The organism is uncultured Stenotrophomonas sp. (genome assembly GCF_963519925.1).
Taxonomy (GTDB): domain Bacteria; phylum Pseudomonadota; class Gammaproteobacteria; order Xanthomonadales; family Xanthomonadaceae; genus Stenotrophomonas; species Stenotrophomonas maltophilia_AE.
In genome coordinates this window covers 35,712-44,521 of sequence record NZ_CAUQPH010000022.1, presented here as the reverse complement: position 1 = coordinate 44,521, position 8,810 = coordinate 35,712, and the positions used below count along the sequence as shown (strand labels likewise).

7 protein-coding genes and 1 pseudogene are annotated in these 8,810 nt (G+C 67.9%); 6 read left to right on the top strand and 2 right to left on the bottom strand.

Translation table 11 applies throughout. The features are described from left to right. Window positions 1–524: pseudogene (locus tag RWO33_RS06560) on the bottom strand (hypothetical protein); the annotation flags it as partial. A gap of 109 nt (window positions 525–633) precedes the next feature. On the opposite strand from RWO33_RS06560, the gene RWO33_RS06555 reads away from it, so the two are divergent. The 4 genes from RWO33_RS06555 (at window position 634) to RWO33_RS06540 (ending at window position 5,125) form a co-directional block, all read left to right on the top strand. Next, the gene (locus RWO33_RS06555) at window positions 634–1,929 is read left to right on the top strand and encodes a tryptophan--tRNA ligase (protein ID WP_314103427.1); all 1,296 of its coding nucleotides are present in this window, start codon (window positions 634–636) and stop codon (window positions 1,927–1,929) included. A 136-nt stretch (window positions 1,930–2,065) separates the two neighbouring features. Further along, window positions 2,066–2,404 (top strand): hypothetical protein, encoded by a 339-nt coding sequence (locus tag RWO33_RS06550; protein ID WP_314103425.1) that lies wholly within the window; start codon window positions 2,066–2,068, stop codon window positions 2,402–2,404. Window positions 2,405–2,441: 37 nt separating this feature from the next. Beyond that, window positions 2,442–3,374: an MBL fold metallo-hydrolase gene (locus RWO33_RS06545; RefSeq protein ID WP_314103422.1), complete on the top strand. Its 933-nt coding sequence runs from the start codon at window positions 2,442–2,444 to the stop codon at window positions 3,372–3,374. A gap of 98 nt (window positions 3,375–3,472) precedes the next feature. Continuing rightward, window positions 3,473–5,125 (top strand): M28 family metallopeptidase, encoded by a 1,653-nt coding sequence (locus tag RWO33_RS06540; RefSeq protein WP_314103431.1) that lies wholly within the window; start codon window positions 3,473–3,475, stop codon window positions 5,123–5,125. A gap of 138 nt (window positions 5,126–5,263) precedes the next feature. On the opposite strand, the gene RWO33_RS06535 is transcribed toward RWO33_RS06540, so the two are convergent. After that, the gene (locus tag RWO33_RS06535) at window positions 5,264–6,598 is read right to left on the bottom strand and encodes an MFS transporter (RefSeq protein ID WP_314103420.1); all 1,335 of its coding nucleotides are present in this window, start codon (window positions 6,596–6,598) and stop codon (window positions 5,264–5,266) included. A gap of 179 nt (window positions 6,599–6,777) precedes the next feature. Between RWO33_RS06535 and yedA the strand changes: the two genes are divergently transcribed. Both yedA and rarD read left to right on the top strand, forming a co-directional pair. Beyond that, a complete protein-coding gene (gene yedA, locus RWO33_RS06530) occupies window positions 6,778–7,680 on the top strand; it encodes a drug/metabolite exporter YedA (protein ID WP_314103417.1) in 903 nt (300 codons plus the stop codon). Continuing rightward, complete coding sequence (gene rarD / locus RWO33_RS06525) at window positions 7,677–8,591, top strand: EamA family transporter RarD (protein ID WP_314103414.1); 915 nt, start codon at window positions 7,677–7,679, stop codon at window positions 8,589–8,591. Before yedA ends, rarD begins: the two co-directional genes overlap by 4 nt. Window positions 8,592–8,810: the final 219 nt, after the last annotated feature.

Sequence of the window (8,810 nt, the reverse complement as noted above, 5' to 3'; positions counted from 1 at the left end):
GCCTGGCCCTGCACGCGGCTCTTTTCGCGTGCCACGGCCGGCGCACGCGGGGTCGGCGGCACCCAGCGCCGCGCCTCGTTGAACACGGCGATGCCGACCACGCCGATATTGTCCGGGCGCCCGGTGCGGTCGGCGTAGCTGTTGCCTGGGTCGGTGAACACGAACTGCGCCACCTCGTGCCGCGACTTGCGCCACCCGGTGATGTCCGCGCTCTGCCACGGGTCCAGCACGTAGCCGGTCTGGTCCGGCGAGGCGACCTCGCCGCTGATCGCGTTCAGGCCGTCCACCGACAGGACCACCAGCACCCGCTCGGGACTGTTGTTGCGCAGACGCACCGCATACGGGGTGCCCTGGCTGCCGGCCACCCAGCGCTGGCCACGGTGCGGCCAGGCGGGCAGTTCCCGGCGCTGGTCGCGATCGACCAGGACCAGGGTGACCGGGCCGACATCGGCGCGGGGCGGTACGACGGGCTTGAAGCCACACAGGGCCAGCACGGCAAGCAGGGGCAGGGTCAGGCGTTTCATGGCAGGGGCCTTCGCGGTTGGGTAGTGCATTCAACGCGCCGGGCCGGGCAACGGGGTTGCGCGCGGGCAGGTAAACTGGGGGTGTTCAACTGTCCGTAATGATTCCCACATGACCACCCGCGTTCTTACCGGCATCACCCCCTCCGGCACGCCCCACCTGGGCAACTATGTCGGCGCCATCCGTCCGGCCATCGCTGCCAGCGCTGCGTCAGGCATCGAGAGCTTCTTCTTCCTGGCCGACCTGCACAGCCTGATCAAGGCGCAGGAGCCGGAGCGGACCCAGCGCTCGACCCTGGAGATCGCCGCCAGCTGGCTAGCGTGCGGGCTGGACCCGGACAAGGTCTGGTTCTACCGGCAGAGCGACATTCCCGAAACCACCGAACTGATGTGGTTCCTGACCGCCATCGCCAGCAAGGGCATCCTCAACCGCGCCCATGCCTACAAGGCGGCGGTGGACAAGAACCGCGAAGAACAGCTCGACGAAGATGCCGGGATCAGCGCCGGGCTGTTCATGTACCCGGTGCTGATGGCCGCCGACATCCTGATCTTCAAGGCCAACCAGGTGCCGGTGGGTCGCGACCAGATCCAGCACATCGAGATGGCGCGCGATTTCGCCCAGCGCTTCAACCACGTCTACGGCAAGGAGTACTTCCCGTTGCCGGAGGTGGTGATCGACGAGCAGGTCGCCACCCTGGCCGGGCTGGACGGCCGCAAGATGAGCAAGAGCTACCACAACACCATTCCGCTGTTCGCCCCGCGCGCGGAGCTGAAGAAGCTGGTGTTCTCCATCCTCACCGATTCGCGCGCGCCGGGCGAGCCGAAGAGCACCGAAGGCTCGGCGCTGTTCCAGATGTTCCAGGCCTTCGCCAGCCCGGAACAGACCGCCGCGTTCGCGCAGGCCTTCGCCGACGGCATCAGCTGGGGCGATGCGAAGCAGCAGCTGTTCGAGCGCATCGACGCCGAGCTGACCCCGCTGCGCGAGCGCTATGACGCGCTGATGGCCGAGCCGGAAAAGATCGAGGCACTGCTGCGCCGTCGCGGCCAGCAGCTGCGCGAGCAGTACGCCGTGCCGCTGCTGAAGGAGCTGCGCCATGCGGTGGGCCTGCGCGACCTGTCCAGCGCCGGCGACATCGCCGCCGAGGACGGTGGCGTGGCCCGCGCTGCGCCGCCGCTGTTCAAGCAGTACCGCGAAAAGGATGGCCGTTTCTACTTCAAGCTGCAGGCCGGCGACGGCACCTTGCTGATCCAGAGCGAAGGCTTCGATTCGCCACGCGATGCGGGCCAATTGATCGGCGTGCTCAAGCAGACCGAGCACGGCGATGGCCTGCAGAGCGAGCTGTTCAAGCTCGAAGCGGAAGTTGACGTGGTGTTGGCGGCATTGCAGGAACTGCGCGAGCAGGCGTGAGGTTACGGCGTACCGACCAACGGTCGGTACCTACCGGGGCTGGCGGATCCATGGTGTGCGATACATCCAACGCGGTCGGAACGGCACGGTAGCCACCGACCGTTGGTCGGTGGACACGTAAACGGAGGAAACCACGATGGCCTGGTTGTCGTTGTTGCTGTTCCTGCCCTGGTTCATCCTGCTGGGCACCGTGTACTGGCTGTTCCCGCGCCAGCCGCGCCACACCGCGCGGCGCCTGTTCGACGGCACCGCGTTGCTGCTCGCCTTCGTGCTGAGCATCCTCGCCATGTTGTGGGGCCACCACATCGGCGTGGTGCAGAGCGACGCCGGCCCGATCTGGCGACAGGTACTGGCGGTGCTGTATGCCTACGGCGCGTTCCTGGCGGTGATGGTGGCCGCAGTACTGCTACGCGGGGGATGGCTGGCCGCGCGTGCGACCAAAGCCGCATCGAAGTCGGCCGGCGACACGGCCTAGAATCAGGCGTATACCGCCTGCTGCCAGGGATGAGCCGATGTCCTCCGACCCCAGCATCTACACCATCGACACCGCGTTCCAGCGCAACGATTTCGACGCCGCCTACCTGATCGTCGAGAATGGCCGGGCAGCGTTCATCGATTGCGGCACCGGCCTGGCCGTGCCGGCCATGCTGGCCGCGCTCGAACGTGCCGGGTGCACGCCGGAGCAGGTCGATTGGCTGGTGCTTACCCATGTCCACCTGGATCACGCCGGCGGTGCCGGCCTGCTGATGCAGCAGCTGCCCAACGCTACCCTGGTGGTGCACCCGCGCGGCGCCCCGCACATGGTCGACCCGACCCGGCTGCTTGCCGGTGCCACCGAGGTGTATGGCGCCGAAGAAATCGCGCGCAGTTACGGCCCGGTCCTGCCGGTGCCACCCGCCCGCATCGTCATTGCCGAAGACGGCCACCGCGTCGACCTGGCCGGGCGAATCCTGCTGTGCCTGGACACCCCGGGCCATGCCCGCCATCACCTGTGCGTGTGGGACGAGCGCAGCCGCAGCCTGTTCACCGGTGACACCTTCGGCCTGTCCTACCGCGAACTCGACAGTGCACGCGGCGCCTTCATCATTCCCACCTCGTCGCCGGTGCAGTTCGACCCGGAACCGCTCAAGCACTCCATCGCGCGGCTGGTCGCGCTGCAGCCGCAGGCGGTATACCTCACCCATTACGGGCGGGTGGAGAACATTCCCGCATTGGCCGCCGACCTGATCGAGCAGATCGACGCGATGGTGGAGATCGGGCGCCAGTGCGACGAACGTCCCGACCGCCACCGCTGCCTGGTGGCCGCACTCACCGCGCTGTACCAGGAACGCGCGCAGGCGCATGGCTGCCCCCTCGACGACACTGCGGTGGCGCAGGTGCTGGCGATGGACATCGAACTCAATGCGCAGGGCCTGGCGTGCTGGCTGGACCGCGACCGGCGCTGACCGCGTCCACGTGGTGTGCAGGCGGCGTGCACGGTAACTGAAGTGTCACGTTACACTTCGGCCTTCCGTTTTTTGAACTGGTGTCTGCCGTGAATCCGATGCGCATGCTGCTGTTGTCGTCCTGTCTGTTCGTGGGCGGGCTGGCCCACGCGGCCAATGACCTGCCGGGCGGCGGCATCGACCCGGAAGCGTTGTCGCGCCACGTGCGGATCCTGGCCTCGGACGAGTTCGAAGGCCGCGCGCCGGCTTCGCCCGGCGAAGAACGCACCGTGCAATACCTGATCGAGGAATTCCGCAAGTCCGGCCTGCAGCCCGGTGGCGTGGATGGCAGCTGGGTGCAGCCGGTGCCGATGGTGCGTGCCCAGGTGGACGGTCCGGTTAACGCGCAGCTGCGCCAGAAGGGCAGGAGCCGTGCGTTGGAAAACGGCGTGGACGTCACCCTGCAGAGCCTGCGCCCGCAGGCGGCGGTGGACATCCGCAACGCCCCGCTGGTGTTCGTCGGCTATGGCATCGATGCCCCGGAACGGCAGTGGAACGATTACAAGGACGTCGACCTGCACGGCAAGATCGCGGTGATGCTGATCAACGACGCCGACTTCGAAGCCGAGCGTCCGGGTGCCTTCGACGGCAAGGCGGTGACCTACTACGGCCGCTGGACCTACAAGTTCGAGGAAGCCGCGCGGCGCGGTGCGCAGGGCGTGCTGATCGTGCATGAAACCGCCCCGGCCGCGTATGGCTGGGCCACGGTGAAGAGCTCGGGCACCTCGCCGCTGTTCGACATCGAGCGCCCGCAGGCCCAGGCGCTGGCCCAGCACGTGCCGGTACGCGGCTGGATGCAGCGCGCGCTGGCCGAGCAGCTGTTCCGCGACGCCGGGCTGGATTTCGACGCCGAGAAGCGCAGGGCCATGACCCCGGCGTTCCAGCCGGTGGTGCTGGGTGACGCCACGCTGTCGGCGCAGTTCAAGCTCAAGCGGGAGCAGGTGGTCACCCGCAACGTGGTGGCCAAGCTGCCCGGTGGCGCGCACGCCGACGAAGCGGTCATTTTCTCCGCGCACTGGGACGCGTTCGGCATCGGCCAGCCCGATGCCAAGGGCGACCGGATCCGCCGTGGTGCGATCGACAACGCCACCGGCGTGGCCACCGTGCTGGAACTGGGCCGGGTGTTCGCCGCCGGCCCGCAGCCGCAGCGCACCCTGTACTTCGTGGCGCTCACCGCCGAAGAAAAGGGCCTGCTGGGCGCCAGTTACTACGCCGCACACCCGCTGGCGCCGCTGGACAAGACCGCTGCGGTGATCAACATTGAAATGTTCAGCCCCGACGGCGCCACCCGCGACATCGCCTCGTGGGGCAAGGGCCGGGTCTCGCTGGAAGGGGACCTGGAGCGCGTGGCCAAGGCGCGCGGGCGCAGCTACAGCCCCGACCCGAACCTGGAAGCGGGCTTCTTCTACCGCGCCGACCACTTCGCCTTCGCCCGTCTGGGCGTGCCGGCGATCACCATCGGACCGGGCCTGGACAAGCTCGACGGTGGCGTTGAAGCCGGCAAGGCGCTGCGCGAGAAGTACTTCGCCGACTGCTACCACCAGGCCTGCGACGCCTGGACCCCGAGCTGGGACCCGGCCGGCCATGCCGCCGACACCCTGCTGGTCTACGACCTGGGCGCGGAACTGGCCAACAGCCGCCGCTGGCCGCATTGGGAAGAGGGTTCGGAATTCCGCAAGGCACGGGAACAAAGCGAAGCGTCCCGCCGCTGATCCCTGCGTGGGTCACGACCAGAACGTCCTCGGGTAGATCACGACCGTTGGTCGTGATCCCCACGATCCCAAACGAAAAACGCCGGGCAATGCCCGGCGTTTTCGTTTTCCGTGCCGTGGCCGCTGGCCGCTGCCCGGTTATTTCCGCGTGCCATCCAGGTAGTTCGGGCCGTGGTTCTTCAGGAAGAACACATACACCACCAGCGACACCGCGATGATCGCCGTGACATAGATGGCGAAGTCGCCCACGCGGTCGGTCTTCAGCGCGCCTTGGTACAGCAGCGGCGCGGTACCACCGAACAGCGAGTTGGCTAGTGCGTAGCCGAAGCCCACGCCCAGCGCCCGCACATGGGTGGGGAACAGTTCGGCCTTCACCACCGCGTTGATCGAGGTATACCCGGTAAGGATCACAAACCCCAGCGCCAGAGTCAGGAACGCGATCAGCGGATCGTGCTGGTTCGGCAGCTCGGTGACCAGATACCAGCTGTACAGCACGCCACCCACGCCGAAGAACACCAGGAGGCTCTTGCGGCCGACGATGTCCGACAGCCAGCCACCAATCGGCTGCAGCACCATCAGGAAGGTCAGCACGCCCAGGTTGATCAGCGTACCGGTCATCACGTCGGTGCCGGCGAACGCGCTCTGGATCATCTTCGGACCGTTCACCGAGTAGGTGTAGAAGGCCACGGTGCCACCGGCGGTGATCAGGAAGCACAGCAGCAGCGGGCGCCACTGGTTCACGAACAGCTCGTACATCGAGCCCGACGCCTTGGCGCGGCCTTCGCGCGCGGCTTCGATGGAGTCTTCGCCCAGCGATTCATCCATCGAGCGGCGCAGCCAGAACACCACGATCGCGGCCAGGCCGCCGATGCCGAACGCGATGCGCCAGCCCCACGCCGAGATTTCCGGCTTGTCCCAGAACAGCAGCATGGTGAACAGGGTCAGCTGCGCCAGCACGTGGCCACCCACCAGGGTGACGTAGTGGAACGAGGACAGGAAGCCGCGGCGACCCGGAATGGCCGCTTCGGACATGTACGTTGCGCTGGTGCCGTACTCGCCACCGGTGGCGAAGCCCTGCAGCAGGCGCGCGAACAGCAGGATCAGCGCAGCCCAGCCGCCGATGGTGTTGGCCGTGGGGGTGAGTGCGATCAGGAACGAACAGGCGGCCATCATCGACACCGACACGGTCAGTGCCAGGCGGCGGCCATAGCGGTCGGCGAAGCGGCCGAAGTACCAGGCGCCGATCGGGCGCATCAGGAAGGTGGCGGCGAAGATCGCCCAGACGTAGATGGTGGAGTTCTTGTCGGCGGCCGAGAAGAACTGCGACTCGAAGTACACCGCGAATACCGAGTAGACGTAGACGTCGTACCACTCGACCAGGTTGCCCGCCGACCCTTTGAGGGTATTGGAGATCGAGCGTTTGAGCGCGGCCTTGTCAGAGGCGGGCGCGGAAAGGGTGGGGGAAGTGCTCATGCTGGAAAACGGTCCTCACGGTGGAGCGGTGGTTCTGCGACTTTTACCTTACCCCACGTGCATGACCGGTGGGCATTGCACCATGTAACTAGTCCGGGCACGACAGCGTGCCACCACAGGGCATGCCGGGCCTGCCGCAAAGGCCTAGAATCGCCACTCCCCCCGCCCGCTGGTCCCGCATGGCCGCTACCCCCGCAACCCCGCAGGCCGCCCCCCGCAGCGGCCTGGTCGTCCTGGCCCTGTTGCTGGTGTACGTGGTGTGGGGGTCCACCTACCTGGGTATCCGCTTCGCCCTGGAGGGCGGGGCGCTGCCGTTGACGACCGTCTCCGGGGCCCGGTTCATCGTGGCCGGCAGCCTGATGTACGCGGTGCTGCGCTGGCGGGGCATGCCCGCGCCCACCGGCCGCCAGTGGCGCAACCTGGGCATCATGGGCCTGACCATGCTGGTGCTGGGCAACGGCATGGTGGTGCTGGCCGAGCGCACTGTGTCCTCCGGCCTGGCGGCCACGGCGGTGGCCTCGGTGCCGCTGTGGATGGCCCTGTTCGGCGCCATGCGCGGCCAGCACGCCACCCGCGGTGAATGGCTGGGCATTGCCATCGGCTTGCTGGGCGTGGTCTGGCTCAACGCCGGCAGCAGCCTGACCGCGTCTCCGCAGGGCCTGATACTGCTGCTGATCGCGCCGATCGGCTGGGCCTTCGGCTCGATCTGGGCACGCGGCCTGGACCTGCCCAGCCCGTTCATGACCGCCGCCGGGCAGATGCTGTGCGGCGGGGTGATGCTGGTCGCACTCGGCCTTGCCACCGGCGAGCGGCCGACCAGCTGGCCCAGCATGGATGGCCTGCTGGCGGTGGCCTACCTGTGCGTGTTCGGCTCGATCGTGGCCTTCACCGCCTACGTGTGGCTGCTGCAGAACGTGCGCCCGGCGCTGGCCGCCAGCTACGCCTACGTCAATCCGGTGATCGCGGTGCTGCTGGGTGCGCTGATCGGGCATGAGCACTTCGGCCCGCGCGACCTGCTGGCCATGGGCGTGATCCTCGCCGGCGTGCTGGTGCTCACCCTGGCCCGGACCCGCGCCAAGTGAGCACGCCCGAACGCACCCCGCTGCAGGAACAGCGCCGTGGCCTGGCCATCACCGCGTTCACCTTCACCCTGTGGGGGCTGGTGCCGGTGTACTGGCACCTGCTCAAGGCGGTCCCGTCGCAGCAGATCATCGCCCACCGCATCATCTGGAGCACCGTGCTGGTGGTGGCCTGGCTGCTGCTCAGCCATGGCACCGGCTGGTGGAAGCAGATCGCCGCGCAGCCGCGCGCGCTGCCCACCCTGGCCCTGAGCAGCATGGCCATCGCCTTCAACTGGGGCCTGTACATCTGGGCGATCAACGCCGGGCACGTGATCGAAACCAGCCTGGGCTACTTCATCAACCCGCTGGTCAGCGTAGTGCTGGGCGTGGTGGTGCTCAAGGAGCGCCTGCGCGGCCTGCAGTGGCTGGCGGTGGCCTGCGCGGCGCTGGGCGTGGCGTGGCTCACCATCGACGCCGGCACCCCGCCGTGGATCGCGCTGGGGCTGGCCTGCTCGTTCGGGCTGTACGGCCTGCTGCGCAAGATGATCTCGGTGGACCCGGTGGCCGGGCTGGGCATCGAGAGCCTGTACCTGTTCCTGCCCGCGATCGGATTCGCGCTGTGGAGCGAGGCCGGCCACGGCGGCGGCTTCTTCGGCGGCTGGGGCTGGCGCAACGACCTGCTGCTGATCCTGGGCGGCGCGGTAACCGCCCTGCCATTGATCGGCTTTGTCTATGGCGTGAAGCGCATCCCGCTGTCGCTGGTGGGCATCCTGCAGTACATCGCCCCCAGCCTGGGCCTGCTGCTGGGCGTGTTCTTCTTCCGCGAGCCGTTCGACAGCGCCAAAGCGCTGGGCTTCGCCGCCATCTGGACCGGCCTGCTGCTGTTCATCGGCGACAGCCTGTGGCGCTCGCGGGGACCTGGGCGGGTCTGACATCCCGCAGCCACGCAGGGCGTGGCTCTACGCAGCTTGCGACGACCCGCATTGGCGCTGGCTCCGGACGTAGCGCCACGCCCTGCGTGGCTGCTCTACGCAGCTTGCGACCGACCTGGATTGGCGCCGCGCCCCGGACGTAGAGCCACGCCCTGCGTGGCTGCGCGGCATCCCACCATCCACGCATCATCCCGAATGATGCAATTCCCACACGCGCTT